Consider the following 1,749-nt stretch of genomic DNA (forward strand, 5'->3'; position numbering starts at 1 on the left):
CCGCGCCCCTGAGGGCGTTCGCGGCAGGCCGCGATCAGGAGGGCCCCGGAAGATGAGTTCCCCGCGCCCCTTGCGGGGCGCGGGGGTGGCGGCGGCCGCCTGGCCGGAGCGCGTCGGACGTGTGGCGGCCGGCGCCGGTCTAGAGGTGGCCGGGGCGGGCCGTGCCGCGGCGGCGCAGGTACCAGACAGTGCCGAGGACGCCGGCGCCGACCAGGGCGCCGCCCGCCACCGCCGTGACGGTGCCGTAGTCCCTCGAACCGCCGCCGACACCGCCCATCACACCGCGGGACGGCGACGCCGTGGGGGAGACCGAGGGGCTGGGCGCGGGGGACACGACCACGGACTGCGTGCCCGCGGTGCTGCCGTTGGAGCACACCACGATCACCGTGTACGTGCCCGCGCTGACGTTGGACCAGGCCGCGGACTGCCCCGCGGACGTCCCGGACAGCGCCACCTGGCGGCCCTGCGAGAAGTTCGCCTGACCGCTGCTGAGCAGCGAGGCGGTGCCCCAGTGGCCGTTGATCTGGGTGCACGCGGAGGTGCTCACCGAGACCGTGTTCCCGGTGGTGCTGACGGAGATTCCGTCCGCGGCAGCCGGTCCGGCCGGCATCAGGGCGAGCGCGGCGGCGGCTGCCACGGTCGGTCCGAGACGGAGCAGTGGCTTCGAGATGCTCATGTGGACTGCCTTCCGGCGGCACGGCCGGCGGTACATCCCTTGCGCCGCCGAGGTCGGGGAGCGCCCGTGCCGCCACGACGTCAGCCAACGGGCAGCCCGCCCGACGCGCACTCCGGCAGCATCCGTGCAGGTGACGGCGTCCTCCGGGCGGCTCAGCGGGGGTGAGCCGGCGTCAGCCGCCGGCGCCCGTCGTCACCGTCCGCTCGGGGGAGAAGGCGCTCCAGGTGCCGTCCGGCAGCAGCGCCCTGATCCGCACCCGGTGCGTGACTCCGGGCTTCTCGCCCGCGTAGAAGCGGTACGTCGCCCGATCGCGGGGCGCCTCGCCGCCGAACACCAGCGACGTGACGGGCCGTCCGTCCAGCCGCACCTCGTACTCGGCGACCGTCCCGTCGACGCGCGGCGGCGTCCAGGTCAGGACGATGTCGTACGCCCGGCCCGAACGGCGGGACGTCGCGCGGAAGTCGGCCGGCGCCGTGGCCGCGGCGCCCCTGTCCGTGCCGTCCGCGGTGGTGAGGCGGACGGCGGGGGAGGCCGGCGAGAGGTTGTCCGCCGCGTCCCGGGCGCGGACCGAGAAGACGTACCGCGTGCCCGGCCGCAGCCCCGTCACCACGGCGGCCGTCTGGTTCCCGCCCACACTGTGGATCTTCGATCGCCCCTGGTAGATGTCGTACGACACCACACCGCGGTCGTCCCGAGCGGCGGTCCAGGAGAGCTGGGCCGCCCGGCTGCCGGCCGCCCGGCCCTTTACGCCCCCGGGGACGGTGGGCGGCGCGGTGTCCGCCCGGACGGCCGCGGGGGTCGTGGCCCGTACCTCTCGGCTGGGCGGGCCGAGCCGTCCGTCCGCGTCCCGGGCGCGCACCGTGAAGACGTAGGTCGTGGCGGGGCGGAGCCGGGTGACGTCCACCATGTGCGTGGAGACGGGCACCTCCTCGACCTTGGTGCGGCCCCGGTACACCTCGTAGCCGGTCACCTCGGTCCCGGCCGGGGCGGCCCACCGGCGTCACCGCGCAGGCGGGCAGCGCCACCAGTGTGCACGTCATGTGGAACCGGGCCGCCCCGGCCGGGACCGAGGT

At 76.2% G+C, this 1,749-nt stretch carries 1 protein-coding gene and 1 pseudogene; both read right to left on the bottom strand.

Annotation, left to right across the window (positions count from 1 at the left end; genetic code table 11):
- Positions 1-139: 139 nt before the first annotated feature.
- Entirely contained in the window at positions 140-676 is a 537-nt protein-coding gene (locus CCN29_RS31010) for a hypothetical protein (RefSeq protein ID WP_006134487.1), read from the bottom strand.
- Positions 677-848: 172 nt separating this feature from the next.
- Positions 849-1,664, bottom strand: a pseudogene (locus tag CCN29_RS31015) (fibronectin type III domain-containing protein); the annotation flags it as partial.
- Positions 1,665-1,749 lie beyond the last annotated feature (85 nt).

Source organism: Streptomyces pseudogriseolus, assembly GCA_002154585.1.
GTDB classification, from domain to species: Bacteria; Actinomycetota; Actinomycetes; order Streptomycetales; family Streptomycetaceae; genus Streptomyces; species Streptomyces pseudogriseolus.

What these genes read in the sequence shown, in the direction of transcription:
- CCN29_RS31010 (WP_006134487.1), bottom strand. Translation starts at nt 676, where the DNA reads ATGAGCATCTCGAAGCCACTGCTCCGTCTCGGACCGACCGTGGCAGCC.